Genomic DNA, 19,789 nt, shown 5'->3' on the forward strand with positions numbered 1-19,789 from the left:
CTTACAAGTATACAGGTAATGTAAAATCACCTCTCAACTTGTACGTATAACCTTTAAGTTGATTGTACCACCTATCTCTATTTTTTCAATGGTATTTTGATAATTTATTAAAAAAGTTTTGCACCTCGATAATCAGCCTCTTTTAAAGTAGGTCTGTTGATTTGCGCTCCACTAAGAAAAGCTTCTTTGAATAATCACCGCAGGGACAGGCGGTCTTTGCCTGTAACGAGGCGCTTCGCTTTCCGCAGGCGGTTCGGGAAGCCTGTCTAGCTGCAGCGCCTAGCCCCTCGAGTCGCTTCGGTCCCAACGTTGAAGTCAAAGAACGACTTCATCGTCAGGCCCTCCAGCGCTTGTCGGGGCTGTACAAGGCGCTTCCGCTTTTCCTACTCCTCGACGGTAAGAGATAAGCGGGGTCTCCCCTGTCCCGTCCTCCTGCAGGACATTGATTTACTTCCTCGAATCTGCCCACGCACGAAGAAAATGCGATAGCATTTTCGAGGAGTCTCGCGCCTTCCGCGCAAATCAACAGAGTGCCAATATCACATTGTGCTTTAACGCACAGCTATAATAAAAAAGTTAGGTACAACTCACTGGTTGTGCCTAACTTCATTTATTAAATGATTTACTTTTCCAGCTTTTTTTGCCCCAGAGGACGGTTCCATCTTGATCCATACCAGTAAAAACTAACGTCCCATTCCAATTCTCCCAATCCCAGGCTGGAATCACCTTCAGGTTATATGTTGAATAACTGTCAGGAGCAGCATCCGGATTGTAAATGTAAAGCTTTAATAGATTCTCACCCGTTAATTTCCAGCTGCTCTTTTCGTCATCCTTAATCCTTCCATTTTTCAGCAATTGAATTTGCTTTGAGGCTTGTAAACTATCATCATATCGTGGAAGTAAAATATGTTCCCAATTCCCAATGATATTTTCTTCACTAATTTTCTGTTCGGTTTCACCTGCAAACCTTTCAGGGGAAACTACTGGCCATCCATCTTCTGTCCAAACTATCTTTCGAACATGTAAATGTGACCAATAGATATCTTCAACCGCTCTGGCATTATGAATGAGGAAATATTCCCCATCTGTTTCGAGTAACCCATTATGACCTGTCCCTTGCCAGCCTTCATCGTTATCAAAGGCATAAGAACCTACTAATTTATTTCCGGTATTAAATGACTCATCTGTACTGTCCACCATATCTTTTTCGTTATAGTCCAAATATGGACCTGTGATACTTTTAGATCTAGCAGCTCTGACATTGTACGTATCTTCTAACCATTCGTAAGAAACAGTTAAATAATAGTAATCTGTATCAGGGTTATATATTATCTCTGGACCTTCGATTCCAAAGCTCATATTTTTTCTTTGAGCAATAAGTGTCCCTTCATCCGCTGGATTTTCTAATTTCCCGGTATTCTTATTGATCTTCGAAATGAAGATTCCTCCGAAATACGACCCATAAACCATCCATGGCTGCCCCTGCTTATCGAATATAATATCAGGGTCAATAGCATTAACTGTATAATTATCACCCTCCCGACTTTTGAAAACCACTCCTTTATCCTCCCACGGTCCTTCTATCGAAGCACTCGTCGCCATCCCGATATAAGAGTTTCTTTTACCAACCTCGGAAACTGAATAATATAAATAAAACTTATTATTCATTTCAATTACGGCAGGTGCCCAGAAGGTATTTCCTTTCGTCCATTCCAACCCTTCAGTTGAAACATGATCAAAAACTCTCCCAACAAACTCCCAATGTATTAGGTCCTTTGATTTTCTAATCTGAATCCCTGGAGTAGGAGGAGCTCCCACCATATAGTCCGTAGAGAAAACATAGTACCAATCAGCCGCTTTAATAATTGCACCATCATGAGTAAAATTTGTCGTCCATTCCTTTTCCTTGTAAAGAATATCAGTGTTTACATTTTGAATTAGCTCCCGTGCCGGTGGAGAAGGAAATTTAATTCCTGAAAAATCATTAAATTTCGGCTGCATTAATTTAAACCCAACCAGTACAGACGAAATCAAAATGATAAATACTCCTAAGCTGAAGAGTATTAATTTTGTTTTCCGTTTCATGCCTATTGCTCCTAACGATTAAAATACAAAAGGCACTTATCAGAAATAAAATTGATAAGTGCCTTTCTACATTTTCTATTAACTTTATAAACTACGAATCAAAATTGCACCTGCATATGATTTAGTTGTCTTAACCTTTTACACCTGAAATAGCAATTGATTCGATGATTTGCTTTTGGAAGACAATAAACACAATCAACATTGGCAATAACGCAATGACAGAAGCCGCCATAATTAACGGGTAATCACTTTGGATTGCATATGACGCGTTAAAGTTTGCAATAACTAGCTGCAGTGTTTGTTTTTCTGGAGAATTCAAGTACAGGATTGGACCTAAGTAATCATTCCAAATTCCCATGAACCACAAGATTAACTGTGCAGCAACAGCAGGCTTAATCAACGGAAAGATAATTTTGTAAAAGATTTGAAAATAAGAGCACCCATCGATCTTTGCCGCTTCTATAATAGATGTAGGAATACTTGATAAATACTGTCGTAAGAAGAAAATCATGAATATGTTACCAAACAATCCTGGAATGATTAATGGTAATAAACTATCAATCCATCCCACAGAAGAAAACATGATGAACTGTGGAATCATAATGACAGGATACGGAATCATTACAGATGCAAATAATAGTAAAAATATTTTATTTTTTCCGCGGAACTGCAGCTTTGCAAAAGCAAAGGCAGCTAAGCTGGATGTGAATGTTCCAATAATGGTCACCGATATCGCAACGATTAAGCTATTACTAATACCTGATAACAACGGCCCCATAGACCAGATTTCAGCATACTTAGCAAAAGAGATCGTTTCAGGAATCCATACTGGAGGTAAGGCAAATACATCTTCTTTTGATTTAAGTGAAGTTGAAAACATCCATAGCAGCGGTGCCACCATGAAGATAGCTCCTACACTTAGAAAAGCAAAAACAAAGATACTTGTAATTCTATTTTTTTTCTTTTCAGACATTGGTTCTGCTTTAACTTTCTTTTTATCTGCAATTGCAACTTCCATTATTAAATGCCCCTTTCTATTACTCTGTTAATCATCTGTTATTAATCCAATTCAAAGGATGATTTTTCATTTATCTTAAATTGGATTAGGGTAATAATAAAGATGAAAAGTCCCAGTATTAAGGCCATTGCAGATGCATAACCTAATTGGAAGTTACCAAATGCTTTTTGCCAAACATAAAATACAACGGATGCTGAACTATATTCAGGACCGCCTGTTGGTGTCATAACGTTAATCTCAGTAAAGATTTGGGCGCCGCCAATAATATTCGTGACAATAATAAAGAATGTTACTGGTTTCACCATTGGCAGTGTAATATGCCAAAACGCTTGAAATGCATTAGCACCGTCTAGTTTTGCTGCCTCATAAAATGATTTTGGTACGCTTTGCAGTGCGGCTAAGTATAGAAGCATCGTATAGCCTAGACCCTTCCAAACTGCCATGATAATTAATGCTGGTTTAACGGTAGAAGTATTTTGCAGCCAGTTTGGACCTTCAATTCCAAATAGAGCAAGGAACTGGTTTACTAACCCGTAATCCCCATTGTAAGCCCACTGCCATAAAATAGAGATCGCAGCGATAGAAGATACAACTGGAATATAGTATAGCACCCTAAATGTATTCGTTCCTGGAATTCCTCGGTTTAAGGCAAGAGCAAGCAATAATGCCAGCACAATACCAATCGGAATTCCCAGCATCATATAAATAGTGTTAAACATAGACTTATAGAAATACTCATCTTGGAATACATTAATAAAGTTTTCTAGTCCAATAAAGTTCATTTGTCCTAGACCGTCCCAGTCAGTAAAAGCACCATAGATAGAATAAATGAGGGGAGCCATAGCAAATATGAGGAATCCTATGACAGGTGCTGCAATGAAAATATAGGCGTTTCTTTGTTCTGTCCGATACAGTTTGGACGTAGCTTTCATCTTTCCTCACCCTTTCAAAACATGAATGAACATTTCCCTATTTCTAAATTTCTTATAATAAAGGCTGTGTTTAATTGGGCTGTTGATTTGTGCTCCAGGCGCTTCGCTTTCCGCAGGCGGTTCGGGAAGCCTCCTCGGCGCTAAAGCGCCTGCGGGGTCTCCCCTGTCCCGTCCTCCTGCAGGAGTCTCGCGCCTTCCGCACAAATCAACAGAGTTCTAAAATTAGCATTTACCTTTAACACAGCCTTAATAAAAAATTTAGATAAAAGGAATAAATGGTGCTAGCAGATTTCTTATAACTAGCACCATTTACACTATGTCAGAGCATCAATTTATTTTATTACTTAGAAGATTTCTTTTCTTGCTCGATTGCAGCATCTAATAATTTTTGCATCTTAGGTTGAGCTTCTTTCACGTATTCTTCAGCTGTCATCTTTCCATCAAGAACTGGCTGGATATTCTTAAAGAATTCATCATACCATTCAGCTGTGTAAGTCTTTTCAGCAGGGAATCCACGTCCATAATCATTGATAATATCTAAGAACTCTTGCTTATTTGCAGGTTTAATAGATGTATCAGCAGCCCATTCTTGTGCAACTGTTACGCTGTTTGGCAATTGAACTTGAGCGTCTACTAATGCTTGTTGTCCTTCTTGGTCAGCAGATAGGTACATTGCTAACTCAGCAGCTGCTTCTGCATTTTTCGTTGTAGCTCCTACACCGATTCCTAATGATCCAACCCAAGCAGCAGGTTTACCTGTTTTACCAGCAGGCCATGGAATTAAATCATATTCAAACTTTAATTGTTCTGCATATGTTGCCATATCCCATGGTCCAACAGGGAAGAACGCTAATTCGCCTTTCATCCATCTTTGATACGTATCTAGTGTTTGTGCTTCTGCAATAGAAGGAGTGATTTCGTATTTATTTTGTTGATCTGCAAACCATTGTACCGCTTCAGCAAATTCAGGAGTATCAATCGTTACTTTTGTGCCAGTTTCATCAATCCAGTCTGCACCATTACTCCAAGCAATTGGCTGTAATGCCCATTGAATGTTAAATCCAGCACCAAATTGATCATTTTTTCCATCGCCGTTTTTATCTTTTGTTAATTTTTGTGCTACTTCAATGAATTGCTCCAATGAATAAGGCTTATCTTTGTCAGGAAGTGGAATTCCTGCTTCTTCAAACATTGTTTTGTTGTAACCTAATGCAAATGGACCTAAGTCTTTCGGCAATCCGTAAATTGCACCTTCACCAAGTGTTTCGCCATCAAAGCGATATTTTGCGATACCTTTTTCCCAAATATCGTCGATTTTAACATCTTCTGACCCTTCAACGAATTCAGTAATATCTTTTAAAACACCAGAGTTAACATATGCTTTAACTTGAGCTGGGTTATAGAAGAAAACATCTGGAATCTTCTTACCAGCAATCGCTGCTTTTAGCTTCGTATCATATTGATCTGGAGCAACTTGAACCAATGTAACTTTAACATCTGGATGTGACGATTCAAATCTTTTCACAGTAGCTGTATAAGCTTCAAGTTCTTTAGGCTGACCTCTAAACATAAATGTAATGGCTGTTTTTCCGTCCTTAGTCTTACCTGAGGTGCTTTCCTTGCTAGCACAACCACTAAGAATCGTACTGATAATCAATAATGCAAGCAGCGTCATAACTCCGAATTTTTTAGATATTTTAAACAATTGAATCCCTCCACAAACTATTTTATAATTTTTTAAGAATAAAACAATTTCATGAAAACCTTTGAAAGCGTAACCACTTTTTTAAAAAAAATGAAAGTATAAGTTACCGGATTTTATATGTACGTACATGTTGAATAATTACATTTAAGACCCCCTAGACTCTATTTTTCATAAACGTAATAATAGAAATACCTTCTATTTTTCAAAAGCTGTACTTCTATGAAACTTTGAAAGCGTATTCTCTACACTTCAAATAATAATATGCCTGTTCGTACATGTCAATCGCTTTTATTAAAAATTTTTATTTATGTCCGTACGTGTTTAACAATAACTTTATCCGTGTATAATTTAACCATAGCAAATAATTATTCTATTTGATAATATAAGACTATACATTATTCGTTGTACGTATAACTTAACAATTTAGTATACAAGTTGAAAGTGGTGAAACCGTGGCACAAAAAACCAAGTATAATATGGTAAAAGAGAAAATAACAGAATGGATCACTAGTGGAATCGTCAAACCAGGTGAAAAAATCTATTCCGAAAATGAACTTGTTAAAATGTTTGGTGTCTCTAGACACACCGTTCGCCAGGCTGTTGGAGATTTAGTTCACGAAGGATGGCTCTATCGTGAACAAGGAGCAGGGACGTTTTGTTCATTAAAAAAAGAACCCGTCGAGCATCAGGTTCAAATCTCAAATGGAAACGGGAAAAATATTGGTGTAATAACAACCTATATTTCAGATTATATCTTCCCTTCTATTATTAAAGGTATTGAGTCCTATTTAACAACCCAGGGATATTCCTTAACATTTGCATGTACAGACAATGATGTAGAAAAAGAGAAACAATGCCTGCAAACAATGTTGAGCAGAAATATTAATGGGCTAATTGTTGAACCAACAAAAAGCAGCAATTATAATCCTAATATTAGTTACTATTTAGAACTTGAACAAAACAATACCCCTTATCTAATGATTAACCAATACTATTCACAGCTGATGCCGCCTCATATTATTATGAATGATGAGCATGGCGGCTTTATTGCTACCGAACATTTAATTAAATTAGGCCACCAAAAGATAATAGGGATTTTCAAAACGGATGACCTTCAAGGGGTTAACCGGATGCAAGGCTTTATCCGGGCTTTTAGAGAGCACGGAATAACGTTCTTTCCAGATATGGTTATTACCTATACAACAGAAGATCAGCATAGCAAAATAGTAGAACAATTAAAGCATTTTTATACAAATGAAAAAATGCCTACAGCCATTGTGTGCTATAATGACCAATCAGCATTAAGTGTTATTGAAATGTTAAGAGGCCTTGATTTGAGTGTCCCAGAGGATGTTTCCATTGTTGGGTATGATGACTCCTTCTTAGCAGAGGCAACCGAGGTAAAATTAACATCTGTTTCCCACCCGAAAATGGAGATGGGTATTGAAGCTGCGAAGTGGATTGTTTCAGCAGTCGAAGGGAACAGCAGCAGTAATCCACAGTCTATCATATACGAACCAGAGTTGATTATACGAAATTCTACTGCAGAAGTGAAAAAGCCGAACTTAGTTAGTTAATACCCCTTCAATTAGTTTACTTTCTAAACAAAATTAAACACCCTATTAGGTAACGGGGTGTTTAATTTACATCTTTGATGAGGAAACATGGTGAGAATATGAAACAGTTATTCAAAGTACTTGAGTTTGTAACCGCTTTTTTCCAATTAAATATCCTCTGGTTGTTATTTTGTCTGCCGGTCATTACGATTTTCCCTGCTTCCGTTGCCATGTTCTGTGTCATTCGCCAATGGATTTTGCATAAAGACTACAGTGTCTTTCGTTCCTTTTTTCAATATTTCAAAGAGAACTTTAAACAAAGTTTTATCTTAGGGATAATCTGGATTGTTTTTGCCGGAGTGTTTTATCTTGATTTTATGTTAATGAAAAATCTCGGTACTTTCCAGTATATTCTCTTACCGGTTTTGTCTTTAATCGGTATCGTCATTCTATTCATTACTATTTTTATTTTTTCAACCATTGCCAATTATAATGTCAATTGGCTGACTGCTATAAAGAACTCTCTGTTCTTTTCAGTTAGATATTTCTTTGTTACTCTGTCTGTAATTGTTTTATTTGTTTTGATGGTATTGATTCTATATACTTGGTCCGTTACTTTTCTATTTATTTTCTGTGTTTTTGCCTATTGCAATTACTATTTGTGTCATCTTGTTTTTAATAAGATTCAACTGGTTCAATCTTCAAAATGAATATACATTTCTCAATATCCACGGATTATTATCTGTGGACTTTTTTCTTTCTCAAACAAAGCGTTTAATAATTTTCGGATAGTTTGATAAAATAAAATGATTAACTTAAATAGAGGAGATAAATGATGACTGAAAATAACCATTACACAGGCTATATTGGAACCTATACAAAAGGAGAGAGTAAAGGTATTTATTCTTTCAAGTTAGACACCATCGAAAAAACAATTGTCGATATTAAACTGGCTGCGACTTTAGAAAACCCTACCTACTTATCAATAAGCGATAATCAGCAGTATTTATATTCTGTTATGAAGAAAGGCGAGCTTGGCGGCCTTGCTGCTTTTTCAATTGAAGCAGGCGGTGAGTTAACCTCCATAAATGAGCAGGCACAAGAAGGATCGCCGCCATGCCATGTCAGTGTTGATAGTAAAAACAGATATGTTTTTACTGCCAATTACCATAAAGGTAATGTAGAGTCTCTTACTCTTGATTCAAAAGATGGATCACTTCAGCCCGCTGTATCCAGCGTCAAACACGAGGGTTCTGGACCTGACCCAAGACAAGAAAAAGCGCATACTCATTACGCAGGACTAACCCCCGATGAAAAATATTTAGCAGTTGTTGAACTGGGAACAGATGCACTTATAACCTATCAAGTAAATGACGATGGCACACTTGAAAAAACAAACCTGCTGCCAATAAAAGCTGGAAGTGGTCCACGACACCTAGCTTTTCATCCTAATGGTAAATCTGCTTATCTTATGACAGAGTTCAGCTCCGAGGTAATTGCTTTAAACTATCATTCCGAAAATGGACATTTCACTGAAAAACAGTATATTTCTACCCTTCCGGAGGATTTCAAAGAAAATAACCAAGGCAGTGCGATTCATATTTCTAAGGATGGCCGCTTTGTTTATGCAGGAAATCGCGGTCATAATAGTATTGCTGTCTTCCAGGTCAACGAGGATACAGGGGAACTTAGTTTCTTGGAGCGTACTTCAACTGAGGGAGACTGGCCAAGGGATTTTTCAATAGACCCGACGGGAAAATTCGTTGTTGCCTCCAATCAAGAATCAAGCAATTTGGTGTTATTCTCACGAGATGAAAATACCGGAAAACTAACTCTTTTGAAATCTGATATTAAAGTACCACACCCGGTTTGTGTTAAGTTTTTAGAAAATTAACTTAACGATTAGAGGATGTGTCATTGAATGAATTTCTTTCATAGTCAGGAATCCTTAACGACAATAGAGTGGATTCTACGTGCGGTGGTAGGCTATTTTTTCTTAATACTAGTTGCAAAAGCGATGGGCCAGCGTTCCATTGCGCAGCTAAGACTGCTTGATTTCGTAATTGCACTAATTATCGGGAACATTATTGCCCATCCATTGTCCGATGAACATCTTGGGCTAAAAGGTTCCCTTACAACTACAGTGGTGTTGGTAATTCTGTATATTGGAAGTGTCTATACTGTAATGAAATGGCCGCGAATTAGAAAACTAATTACTCCTCCTCCGATTACACTTGTTAAAGACGGAGAGATTATCTTTAAAGGGTTAAATAAAGCTAGAATATCAATCGATATTTTATTAGAAGAATTACGGGAAGAAAAAGTAGAAGATGTCAGCAAAGTTGCCCTAGCATTATGGGAAGCCGATGGGAAGGTTTCTGTTTTTTTGGATCCAAAATACGAAGCAATCACCCCATCAACCTATAACTTGGTCACCGAACCCTTTGATTTCCCTAAAACAATTGTTAAAGAAGGCAGAATTAATTTTCAAGAATTAACACATCTCAATAAAAAAGAGGATTGGCTTATTCATAATCTAAAAAACCAACATAATACGGAAATAGACAACGTCTTACTAGCAACCATCGATTGTAAGGATAATTTAAAAGTCTTCCTTTATAAATGATATTCTGAAAATAGTAATTGACACTTCTGCTTTAGTGTAGTAAATTTTATAAAAAGTCTAAATATTATACTTTCTTATCAAGAGAGGCTGAGGGAATGGCCCTATGAAGTCTCAGCAACCTTCAATGACATTTTTTATCATTGAAAAGGTGCTAAGTCCATCAAGTTATTAGGTAACTTGTGAGATAAGAAGAATGACCTGTGCGAATGTGCATCCAAAAGTCTTCTTCTTATAGAAGACTTTTTTTGTTTTTATAAAGGAGGAGGATTAGGAAATGGTATATAAAATTGATACGAAGTTAGCTCAAATTGGAAATAGAAGTGATAAGGTGACAGGCACCGTTAATCCTCCTGTTTACTTTTCAACAGCTTACCGTCACGAGGGCATTGGCCAATCAACAGGATATGATTATTCAAGGACAGGAAATCCTACTCGGCAGCTATTAGAAAAGGCGATAGCTGATTTAGAAGGGGCAGATCAAGGATTTGCCTGTAGTTCGGGTATGGCAGCTATTTTTACGATCCTTTCCCTATTTCAGTCTGGTGACGAGTGGATTGTGAGCGAGGATTTATACGGAGGAACTTATCGTTTACTAGAACAGGGCTTTAAAAAATGGGGACTGCAGACTCAATATGTGAATACTTGTAGTCCAGAAGAAATTGAAAGCAGGATTACTCCACAAACCAAAGCAATTTTCCTTGAAACTCCGACCAATCCGCTTATGCAGCAGTCTGACATCAGTGCTGTCTCAAAAATTGCCAAGAAGAACGGAATTATCCTGATTGTGGATAATACTTTCTATACCCCGCTTCTCCAGCAGCCTATCGTGCTTGGAGCGGATATTGTTATTCATAGTGCTACAAAATACTTAGGCGGTCATAATGATGTCCTTGCTGGACTTATTGTTGCTAAGGGGAAAGAAATTTGTGAGGCGCTGGCTTTTCATCATAACGGTGCAGGCGGGGTCCTAAGTCCTTTTGATTCTTGGCTGGTGATGCGCGGAATGAAAACTTTATCCCTTCGTATGCAGCGACATGAAAGCAATGCACAGACCATCGTGGAATACCTTTCTGCTCACGAAGGAGTAACAGATGTCCTTTACCCAGGGAGAGGTGGAATGGTTTCCTTCCGCTTACAGGATGAGTCCTTGATTAACCCATTCCTGCAAGAACTTTCACTTATTACGTTTGCGGAAAGCCTTGGCGGAACCGAAAGCTTTATTACCTACCCTGCAACCCAAACCCATGCTGATATTCCAGAAGAAATTCGAATTCAGTCAGGTGTTTGTAATCGGTTATTGAGGTTTTCTGTAGGCCTTGAAGATCCTACTGATATCATTCAAGATCTTGAACAGGCATTAGCTAAATTAAAAGAAGGAGTGATTAGATAATGAGTTTAGAAGATTATAGTTTTGAAACTAAGCTCCTTCATAATCAGCATAAAGTCGATCCAAACACTGGAGCCGTAAGTGTACCAATTCAGCATGCATCAACCTTCCATCAGTTTGATATCGAAAGTTTCGGAAAATACGATTACGCTAGAAGTGCAAACCCAACAAGAGAAGCACTCGAGGATGTAATTGCCGAATTAGAGGGTGGAACAAGAGGCTTTGCTTTTTCATCGGGAATGGCAGCTATTTCAACAGCCTTCCTCCTTCTTTCTTCCGGGGATCATATCGTTATTACTGAGGATGTGTATGGCGGAACGTATCGAATGGTCACAGAGGTACTGACTCGTTTCGGAATACAACATACATTTGTAGATATGACAGACCTTTATCAAGTAAAGGCTGCCATTAGACCTAACACCAAAGCATTCTATGTTGAAACACCGTCTAACCCTACATTAAAGGTTACGAATATTAAAGCAATTAGTAATTTGGCAAAAGAAATTAATGCCATTACTTATGTAGATAACACTTTTTTAACTCCTGAGTACCAAAGACCTTTAGAGCTTGGAGCGGATGTAGTTCTTCATAGCGCAACTAAGTTCTTATCTGGTCATAGTGATGTGGTTGCTGGCCTCGCGGTTGTAAATGATGAAGAGTTAGGAAAGAGACTGTACTCCTTACAGAATTCCTTTGGTGCTGTACTTGGGGTACAAGATGCCTGGCTTGTACTTAGGGGATTAAAAACCCTTCATGTCAGACTAGAACAATCACAAAAATCAGCTCTTAAGATTGCTGAGTTCCTAGAGGAACATCCTCTTATTGAAGAGGTATATTACCCAGCTCTTAAAAATCATCCACAGCATGCATTGCAACAAGAACAGGCTGCTGGAGCAGGTGCTGTATTATCATTCGAACTCTATGATGAAGAAGCTCTAAGGACCTTTGTCTCAAATGTAAAATTACCTGTATTTGCAGTGAGTCTTGGCGCGGTAGAATCCATTTTATCCTATCCAGCTAAAATGTCACATGCTGCCATGCCTCAAGCAGAGAGAGAAAAACGGGGAATCAAAAATAGTCTACTCCGCCTTTCTGTTGGTTTAGAGAATCCTGATGATTTAATAAAGGATTTTTCACAAGCCCTTCAAGTGGTAAATGAACAACAACTGACAGTACAAAGAGGCCGATAATATGAGTCTATTAGAAAAATTAGAAAAGCAAATCTTAATTGCTGATGGTGCCATGGGTACTCTCCTCTACTCGTTTGGAAAGGATAGTTGTCTTGAAGAACTAAACCTATCACATCCAGAAAAGATACAGGAAATCCATAAAGCCTATATTGATGCCGGTGCTGACGTGGTTCAAACAAACACTTATGCGGCAAATTATTTAAAACTGCAAAGATATGGTTTAGAGGACTCTGTAAAAGCAATAAATAGTGCAGCCGTCCAGAATGCAAAATTAGCAGCTCAGCAAAACGCTTATGTTCTTGGTACAGTCGGCGGTAACCGTGGGATTAAGCCTAGTGCATTATCAATAGAAGAATTAAAGCGTAGTTTCCGTGAACAGCTCTATTGCCTATTGCTTGAAGAGGTAGATGGGATTTTATTAGAAACCTTTTACGACCTTGAGGAACTAGAGACAGTTCTTACAATCGCTCGAAAAGAAACAAAGCTTCCGATTATTGCACAGGTCTCACTTCAGGAGTTAGGAATTTTACAAGATCAAACACCGATTAATGAAGCTTTTACGCGGCTTGAAAGCCTTGGCGCTGATGTCATTGGCTTGAATTGTCGGCTTGGTCCACATCATATGCTGAAAACACTTGAGCAGATTGAATTGCCTAAACGTAGCTTTCTTTCTGCCTACCCGAATGCGAGTCTGCCAGCCTATACAGACGGGATATTCCATTATGAGGGTGACGCAGATTATTTTAAAAAATCCGGCCAAAGCTTCCGTCAGGAGGGTGTGCGTTTGCTTGGCGGATGCTGCGGTACGACACCGGCGCATATCCAGGCATTTGCGTCAGAACTAAAAAATAGCGTGCCTATTACCGAAAAAGTAGTTAAATTAAAAACGAAGAAGATCATCATTGAACAAAGTGCTGCTAAAAGGGATCACCAGCCTCTTGAGGAAATCGTTAAAGAACGTCCCTCGGTTATCGTAGAATTAGATACTCCAAGAAAGCTTGATACCAGCAAATTTTTTGAAGGCGCAAAGGCTTTGAAAGAAGCAGGAATTGATGCGATTACGATGGCAGATAACTCTTTGGCTCAGGTAAGGATTTCCAATGAATCTTTAGGTTATCTTGTTAAACAAGAATTAGGGATGCGACCGCTTATCCATATTGCCTGCAGAGATAGGAATATTATTGGTTTGCAATCTCACCTAATGGGGCTTCATACCTTAGGAATGCATGATGTTCTGGCAATCACAGGTGACCCAGCCCGAGTTGGGGACTTTCCAGGTGCATCGTCTGTCTATGATGTTTCTTCATTTGAGTTAATACAAATGATTAAACAATTGAACGAAGGCTTATCATTTTCAGGAAAAGACCTAGGACAAAAAACCGCTTTTAGCATTGCCGGTGCCTTTAATCCAAATGTTCGTTCAGTAGAAAAGGCAGTTAAACGTCTTGAGAAAAAAATAGAATACGGTGCTGATTATTTCATTTCACAGCCTGTCTTCTCTGAAGAAAAATTAATTGAAGTCTATGAACATACAAAACACCTTAATGCACCTATTTACATTGGGTTAATGCCTTTAACAGGAAGCAGAAATGCTGAGTTCCTCCATAATGAAGTACCAGGAATAAAGATTTCACAAGCCATTCGTGAAAGGATGGCAGCATTAAATGATCAACCGCATCAAGCAGCCCGTGAAGGAATTGAAATCACGAAATCATTAATTGACACAGCACTTGATTTATTCAATGGGATTTATTTAATCACACCATTTTTACGGTATGAACTAACAACAGAATTAGCTATATATGCCAAACAGCGTGCAAGTCAAGTAAGGGGGAACAACTATGTTGAAAGCTCCATTCAGTGAACAACTTAAAAAACGGATTCTTGTAATGGATGGCGCCATGGGCACCATGATCCAGGATGCAAATTTAACAGCAGAAGACTTTGGCGGCGAGCAATACGAGGGCTGTAATGAGTATCTGAATGTAACAGCTCCTGAGACAATCGCGAAAATTCATCGTGAATACTTGGAGGCTGGTGCTGATATTATTGAAACGAACAGCTTCGGGGCCACAAGCATTGTTCTTGATGACTACAATCTAGGCTTTAAGGCTTATGAAATAAATAAAATTGCCGGTCAAATTGCCAAAAAGGAAGTTGAGAAAATTTCAACAGCTGACTGGCCGCGATATGTTGCCGGTTCAATGGGACCGACGACAAAAACGCTAAGCGTTACAGGCGGAACCACCTTTGAAGCACTCGCTGCTTCTTATGAGGAACAAGCAATTGGGCTGATTGACGGTGGTGTTGACCTCCTGCTGCTTGAAACAAGTCAGGATATGCTGAATGTAAAGGCTGGCTTTATTGGGATTAAAAATGCATTTGATAAAACAGGCAAGGTTCTTCCCTTAATCGTTTCGGGTACCATTGAGCCGATGGGTACAACCCTTGCAGGACAGTCGATCGAATCCTTTTATATTTCGTTGGAACATATGAAACCTGTAGCAGTGGGACTAAATTGTGCGACAGGTCCAGAATTTATGCAGGAGCATGTCCGCTCCCTTTCCAATCTTGCTTCAACAGCGATTATTTGTTATCCAAATGCTGGGCTTCCTGATGAAGAAGGACATTATCATGAAACCCCTAAAACGTTAGCGAAAAAGCTTGCAGACTTTGCAGCGCATGGCTGGTTAAACATTGTCGGCGGCTGCTGTGGTACAACACCAAATCATATACGAGCAATTTCAGAAGAGATGAAAAAGTTCTCACCACGCGAGGCACAGTCTTCTGATTTCCATATGGTATCAGGAATTGAACCATTCGTTTACGATGACCCGACACTACGTCCGATTATGGTCGGAGAACGTACAAACGTCATTGGCTCTCGAAAATTCAAACGCCTAATTAACGAGGGTAAGATTGAAGAAGCAGCCGAGATTGCACGTGCACAGGTTAAAGGCGGCGCACATGTTATTGACATCTGTCTTGCTGACCCTGATCGTGATGAATTAACCGACATGGAGAATTTCATTCCTGAAGTAGTTAAGAAAATAAAAGCTCCGCTAGTGATCGATTCTACAGATGAAAAAGTAATCGAAAAAGCACTCAAGTATTCTCAAGGAAAAGCGATTATTAATTCGATTAATCTTGAGGATGGCGAAGAAAGATTTGAGGCAGTTGTTCCATTAATCCATAAATACGGTGCTGCTGTCGTCGTTGGTACGATTGATGAAAAAGGTATGGGTGTTACAGCTGAAAAGAAATTGGAAATAGCCAAGCGATCTCATGACATTCTCGTCAACAAGTATGGTTTAAAGCCCCAGGATCTAATATTTGACCCACTTGTTTTTCCTGTTGGTACAGGTGATGAACAGTATATTGGATCTGCAAAAGCAACGGTGGAAGGTATTAAGTTAATCAAGGAACATCTTCCTAAGACACAAACCATTCTTGGAATTAGCAATGTATCCTTTGGTCTTCCGCCTGTTGGCAGAGAAATATTAAACTCGGTGTTTTTATACCACTGTACTTTAGCAGGGCTTGATTATGCGATTGTAAATACTGAAAAACTCGAAAGGTTCGCTTCTATCTCAAAGGAAGAAGTCACATTAGCAGAAGCCCTTTTATTTAACACGACAGATGAAACCTTAGCTACCTTTACTGAATTTTATCGAGGCAAGAAGAAAGAGACAAAGAGTACCGTACCAAATATGAGTTTGGAAGAACGACTCTCTTACTACGTGGTCGAAGGTACGAAGGAAGGTCTTTTGCCAGATTTGGCTTTAGCAATTGAAAAGTACCCTGCTCCGCTTGATATCATTAATGGACCATTAATGGAAGGCATGAAAGAAGTAGGAAGACTGTTTAACGAAAATCAGCTGATTGTTGCAGAAGTTCTCCAAAGTGCTGAAGTTATGAAGGCATCTGTCTCTTATTTAGAACCTTATATGGAAAAAGGTGATGTTTCTTCTTCCAAAGGGAAGGTCATCTTAGCAACAGTAAAAGGCGATGTTCATGATATTGGAAAAAACCTTGTTGACATTATTCTTAGCAATAACGGTTATGATGTGCATGATTTAGGAATTAAAGTAACACCAACTGAATTGGTTCAAGTGATTCAAAAGGAAAAACCGGACATCGTTGGATTATCTGGCTTGCTGGTGAAATCTGCACAGCAAATGGTGTTAACAGCACAGGATATGAAAGAAGCTGGAATTTCAACTCCAATCATGGTAGGAGGAGCTGCTCTTTCTAGAAAGTTCACCGACACCAAAATTGCAAAAGAGTATGATGGACTTGTTCTTTATGCCAAGGATGCTATGACTGGATTATCGCTCGCGAATCAGCTTCAATCTCCAGAAGAGCACGAAAAACTGATTGCTGAAAAAAGGGAAAAACTAGCCGCGATTGAACTTCCGCGCGATTTGCCTATTCGTTCAGCTGTATCCACCGCAGTTAAAACAAGACCATCTGTTTCGACAGAAGTACCGGTTTTCACACCGATGGATACTAAGAAACATATCTTAAAAACCTATTCCCTATCCCATATTGAGCCTTATATTAATATGCAAATGTTAATTGGACACCACCTAGGGGTGAAAGGAAAAATTGCAAATTTACTTGCTGAAAAGAATGAAAAAGCTGTAAAAGTAAAAGAAGTAGTTGATGGATTATTAGCAGATGCTAAACAGGGTAATTGGATTTTACCAGCTGCTGTCTATCAATTCTTCCCTGCTCAGTCTGATGGGAATAAGATATTTATTTATGATCCAGAAGAGCCTAATACTGTTATTGAAACATTTGATTTTCCACGTCAGGAATCTGCACCTCATTTATGTTTAGCAGACTTTGTAAAGTCAGTTGACAGTGGGGAGAAAGATTATGTTGGTTTCTTTACGGTAACTGCGGGAAGAGGAATCCGTGAAAAGGCAGACCAGTTAAAGGCTGAAGGCCGTTTCCTTGAGAGTCATGCCCTTCAAGCTTTAGCACTTGAATCAGCAGAAGGCTTTGCAGAGTTGATTCATCGTCAAATGCGCGATCGCTGGGGTTTCCCAGACCCGCTAACGTTCACCATGCAGGATCGATTTACAGCTAAATATCAGGGGCAGCGCTTCTCATTTGGTTATCCAGCATGCCCGGAATTAGAGGATCAGAAGAAATTATTTGCATTAATTCATCCTGAGGAAATTGGGATTGAATTAACGGAAGGCTGCATGATGGAGCCAGAAGCATCCGTATCAGCCATGGTATTTGCCCATCCAGAGGCGAGATACTTTAATGTTCATCGTTAAAACAGATCCGCGGAAAATTCCGCGGATTTTTTAATAACTTTTGTGAGTTACTCGCGAGATTTTCTGATTTACTCGCAAAAAAAGCCATTTTACTCGCGTAATTTAACCATTTACTCGCGAAATTATGTGGTTTACTCGCCAACTGCCACTATAGACTTCATTCCTTGACATTTCTTTCTAAACTCGATATAGTTACCTAGGTAAACATAATAATTACCCAGGTAACCATTATATATATATTAATATTGGAGTGAACTTATTTGACTACCCACGCCTTATTTCATACTCTTCATCAACTTTCCCGACAATTAACCAATAAACTAAATGAAGCTTTAAAGCCTTTTGGATTGTATAGTGCTCAGTGGTCTGTCCTTTTTGTTTTACATACAAAAGGCTCACTAACCCAAAAAGAACTCTCTGAGTATTTATTTGTTGAAGCACCTCCTATGACCCGGACGATTCAACGTCTAGTTAAACAAGGGTATGTAAGACAAATTCCTGGCAAGGACAAACGTGAAAAGTTTATCCAATTAACGGATGAAGCAGTAAAGGAATTTCCCATCTGGGAACATGCTGTTACGAAGTGCAATCAGGCATTATTAAAGAGTTTTCCAGAAGCCTCACAACAAGAATTATTAACATTACAAAGCGTTTGGTTAAAACAGCTTTTGTAAAAGGAGTGCAAAAAATGAACAAACCTAAATTATGGACGAAGGATTTTATTAATATTTCCTTAAGTAACTTTTTTCTATTTTTAACATTTTATATCCTGCTCGTTACTTTGCCTATATATGCTTTACAGGAATTTGATAGCAACGCATCACAGGCGGGGTTAATGACAACTGTATTCTTGCTTTCGGCCATCATATCAAGACCGCTAGCCGGTCAATGGCTTGAACGTGGCAGCAATAGAAAAGTGCTTTTAACGGCTCTTATTATTTTCGCAGCTGCTTCACTTTTATATTTTTTCCCAAAAACGGTAACAGGCTTCCTTATCATTCGTTTATTGCACGGAGTAGGCTTTGGAATGGCCACTACCGCAGTAGGAGCGATTGTCGCAGACCTTATCCCCAGCTCACGACGAGGTGAAGGAATGGGATACTTTGTAATGTCAACAAATATGGCAATGGTTTTAGGACCATTTGTGGGGTTGACAGCCATCCAACAATGGGGAGCTAAAACAATGTTTATCCTGACTGTCATTGTTGCGATTGGGGCGCTAATCACTGGTCTTACCGTCAAATTAAAAAATACTGAAGAACCTAATCGAAAGGTTATTGTTCCGGCTTTCTCATTGAAAAGCTTTTTTGAACCTTCTGCAGTATCGATTGCCATCGTAGGCAGCTTCTTAGCTATTGTATATTCTGCCCTGCTTTCCTTCGTATCTGTCTATGCAAATGAAATACATGTTCCCGAAGTCTCAAGTCTATTCTTTGTGGTGTATGCGATTATTTTATTAATGTCTAGACCTTTTACGGGAAGATGGCTGGATCAATATGGCCCTAATGTCATTGTGTTCCCTTCCATCGTCTTGTTTGCAATTGGTATGTTTGTCTTAAGTCAAAGCAGCGGACCGATTACGTTCCTCGTTTCAGCCGGAATGATTGGTTTAGGATGGGGTACCCTTTTCCCAACCTTCCAAACAATTGCCATTCAAAACGCTGCACCTAGAAAACGCGGTTTAGCTACAGCTACATTCCTATCAATCTATGATATTGGGATTGCGTTAGGTTCATTCTTGGTTGGATTAATTGCAGCAAAAATGGATTTTAGCTCCTTATACTTCCTATGTTCTTTCTACATTCTTATTGGGGCCGTTCTCTACTACTTCATGCAAGTTCGAAAACCAGAAATGAAACGCCAGCAATACTTAAACGTAAAAGAGCAATAATGGACTAGAACCATCGTTTGTTTTGATGGTTCTTTTTTATGCACTGAGCAGTGATTTTTACTTTTCCAATACATTAGGTTACACTTTTTTTGTATGCTAATTATTCGA

The 19,789-nt window shown here is 38.8% G+C and carries 14 protein-coding genes and 1 riboswitch; of the genes, 10 read left to right on the forward strand and 4 right to left on the reverse strand.

Annotation, left to right across the window (positions count from 1 at the left end):
• Positions 1-606: 606 nt before the first annotated feature.
• The 4 genes from QNH48_RS24920 to QNH48_RS24935 all read right to left on the reverse strand — a co-directional run bounded on the left by QNH48_RS24920 (position 607) and on the right by QNH48_RS24935 (position 5,731).
• A complete protein-coding gene (locus QNH48_RS24920) occupies positions 607-2,085 on the reverse strand; it encodes an arabinan endo-1,5-alpha-L-arabinosidase (RefSeq protein WP_283952416.1) in 1,479 nt (492 codons plus the stop codon).
• Between the two features lie 130 nt (positions 2,086-2,215).
• Positions 2,216-3,058, reverse strand: a complete 843-nt coding sequence (locus QNH48_RS24925) for a carbohydrate ABC transporter permease (protein WP_095248338.1) — start codon at positions 3,056-3,058, stop codon at positions 2,216-2,218.
• Positions 3,059-3,144: 86 nt separating this feature from the next.
• On the reverse strand, positions 3,145-4,035 hold the full coding sequence (locus QNH48_RS24930) for a carbohydrate ABC transporter permease (RefSeq protein WP_133369217.1): 891 nt from the start codon (positions 4,033-4,035) through the stop codon (positions 3,145-3,147).
• A 340-nt stretch (positions 4,036-4,375) separates the two neighbouring features.
• Entirely contained in the window at positions 4,376-5,731 is a 1,356-nt protein-coding gene (locus QNH48_RS24935; RefSeq protein ID WP_283955883.1) for an ABC transporter substrate-binding protein, read from the reverse strand.
• A 461-nt stretch (positions 5,732-6,192) separates the two neighbouring features.
• Here QNH48_RS24935 and QNH48_RS24940 point away from each other — a divergent pair, with 461 nt between their 5' ends.
• From QNH48_RS24940 to QNH48_RS24985, 10 genes are all read left to right on the forward strand, one after another.
• On the forward strand, positions 6,193-7,317 hold the full coding sequence (locus QNH48_RS24940; RefSeq protein ID WP_283952417.1) for a GntR family transcriptional regulator: 1,125 nt from the start codon (positions 6,193-6,195) through the stop codon (positions 7,315-7,317).
• A gap of 77 nt (positions 7,318-7,394) precedes the next feature.
• The gene (locus QNH48_RS24945) at positions 7,395-8,006 is read left to right on the forward strand and encodes a YesL family protein (RefSeq protein WP_283952418.1); all 612 of its coding nucleotides are present in this window, start codon (positions 7,395-7,397) and stop codon (positions 8,004-8,006) included.
• 125 nt (positions 8,007-8,131) lie between these two features.
• On the forward strand, positions 8,132-9,190 hold the full coding sequence (locus QNH48_RS24950; RefSeq protein WP_283955884.1) for a lactonase family protein: 1,059 nt from the start codon (positions 8,132-8,134) through the stop codon (positions 9,188-9,190).
• Between the two features lie 27 nt (positions 9,191-9,217).
• Complete coding sequence (locus tag QNH48_RS24955) at positions 9,218-9,922, forward strand: DUF421 domain-containing protein (RefSeq protein ID WP_283952419.1); 705 nt, start codon at positions 9,218-9,220, stop codon at positions 9,920-9,922.
• Positions 9,923-9,993: 71 nt separating this feature from the next.
• Positions 9,994-10,113, forward strand: a riboswitch (SAM riboswitch).
• 83 nt (positions 10,114-10,196) lie between these two features.
• On the forward strand, positions 10,197-11,312 hold the full coding sequence (locus QNH48_RS24960) for a methionine biosynthesis PLP-dependent protein (RefSeq protein WP_283952420.1): 1,116 nt from the start codon (positions 10,197-10,199) through the stop codon (positions 11,310-11,312).
• Complete coding sequence (metC, locus tag QNH48_RS24965) at positions 11,312-12,499, forward strand: cystathionine beta-lyase (RefSeq protein WP_283952421.1); 1,188 nt, start codon at positions 11,312-11,314, stop codon at positions 12,497-12,499. The genes QNH48_RS24960 and metC overlap by 1 nt, the downstream gene beginning before the upstream one ends.
• A 1-nt stretch (position 12,500) precedes the next feature.
• Entirely contained in the window at positions 12,501-14,363 is a 1,863-nt protein-coding gene (locus QNH48_RS24970) for a bifunctional homocysteine S-methyltransferase/methylenetetrahydrofolate reductase (protein WP_283952422.1), read from the forward strand.
• Positions 14,341-17,790 carry a methionine synthase gene (gene metH / locus QNH48_RS24975; RefSeq protein WP_283952423.1) on the forward strand — a complete coding sequence of 1,150 codons (3,450 nt, stop codon included), beginning with the start codon at positions 14,341-14,343 and terminating at the stop codon, positions 17,788-17,790. The genes QNH48_RS24970 and metH overlap by 23 nt, the downstream gene beginning before the upstream one ends.
• Before the next feature lie 260 nt (positions 17,791-18,050).
• Complete coding sequence (locus tag QNH48_RS24980; RefSeq protein ID WP_283952424.1) at positions 18,051-18,464, forward strand: MarR family winged helix-turn-helix transcriptional regulator; 414 nt, start codon at positions 18,051-18,053, stop codon at positions 18,462-18,464.
• 14 nt (positions 18,465-18,478) lie between these two features.
• A complete protein-coding gene (locus tag QNH48_RS24985; protein WP_283952425.1) occupies positions 18,479-19,681 on the forward strand; it encodes an MFS transporter in 1,203 nt (400 codons plus the stop codon).
• Positions 19,682-19,789 lie beyond the last annotated feature (108 nt).

The sequence above is a fragment of the Neobacillus sp. YX16 genome, from assembly GCF_030123505.1.
GTDB lineage: Bacteria > Bacillota > Bacilli > Bacillales > Cytobacillaceae > Neobacillus.

Excerpts from the sequence above, each read along its gene's own strand:
- QNH48_RS24920 (WP_283952416.1), bottom strand. The coding sequence starts at position 2,085 with ATGAAACGGAAAACAAAATTAATACTCTTCAGCTTAGGAGTATTTATC.
- metC (WP_283952421.1), top strand. The coding sequence starts at position 11,312 with ATGAGTTTAGAAGATTATAGTTTTGAAACTAAGCTCCTTCATAATCAG.
- QNH48_RS24970 (WP_283952422.1), top strand. The coding sequence starts at position 12,501 with ATGAGTCTATTAGAAAAATTAGAAAAGCAAATCTTAATTGCTGATGGT.
- QNH48_RS24960 (WP_283952420.1), top strand. The coding sequence starts at position 10,197 with ATGGTATATAAAATTGATACGAAGTTAGCTCAAATTGGAAATAGAAGT.
- metH (WP_283952423.1), top strand. The coding sequence starts at position 14,341 with ATGTTGAAAGCTCCATTCAGTGAACAACTTAAAAAACGGATTCTTGTA.
- QNH48_RS24945 (WP_283952418.1), top strand. The coding sequence starts at position 7,395 with ATGAGGAAACATGGTGAGAATATGAAACAGTTATTCAAAGTACTTGAG.
- QNH48_RS24955 (WP_283952419.1), top strand. The coding sequence starts at position 9,218 with ATGAATTTCTTTCATAGTCAGGAATCCTTAACGACAATAGAGTGGATT.
- QNH48_RS24950 (WP_283955884.1), top strand. The coding sequence starts at position 8,132 with ATGACTGAAAATAACCATTACACAGGCTATATTGGAACCTATACAAAA.
- QNH48_RS24925 (WP_095248338.1), bottom strand. The coding sequence starts at position 3,058 with ATGTCTGAAAAGAAAAAAAATAGAATTACAAGTATCTTTGTTTTTGCT.
- QNH48_RS24985 (WP_283952425.1), top strand. The coding sequence starts at position 18,479 with ATGAACAAACCTAAATTATGGACGAAGGATTTTATTAATATTTCCTTA.
- QNH48_RS24930 (WP_133369217.1), bottom strand. The coding sequence starts at position 4,035 with ATGAAAGCTACGTCCAAACTGTATCGGACAGAACAAAGAAACGCCTAT.